The 324-nt window shown below is 47.8% G+C and carries 1 pseudogene; it reads right to left on the bottom strand.

Going from position 1 to position 324, the window contains the following annotated elements:
* A pseudogene (locus C1642_RS19390) lies at window positions 1–324 on the bottom strand (malonate transporter subunit MadM); the annotation flags it as partial.

Raw genomic sequence — 324 nt, 5'->3', positions numbered from 1 at the left:
TTGCTTTCACCAGCCCCGTTGCAATTGACAGCGCCATGACCTCAGAACTCGCACCAATGGCCGCACCCGTAACAGGCCCAACAATGTAAGTCACTGCACCTGCGCCAATTGTGGTAATACTTACCGCATCGCGATAGCCAAAAATCCACGCAAACATACAACCGACAATAAATGGCAAAATGGTCCCGAGAAATAAAGAGAAGGCACCAATAAATCCAGCTTTTTTGGCCTCAGTCGCTTGTACTTCAAATGCTGTGGCTACAATAGTAAAGTCACGAAGCATTGCACCGCCCATGAGTCCTACACCTGTAAAAAGTGCAAGGT

It is taken from the genome of Acinetobacter sp. AKBS16, from assembly GCF_002899995.1.
Lineage (GTDB): Bacteria > Pseudomonadota > Gammaproteobacteria > Pseudomonadales > Moraxellaceae > Acinetobacter > Acinetobacter baumannii.
Note: the sequence above shows the minus strand (reverse complement) of the source record. Positions and strands in the feature narration are given on the sequence as shown.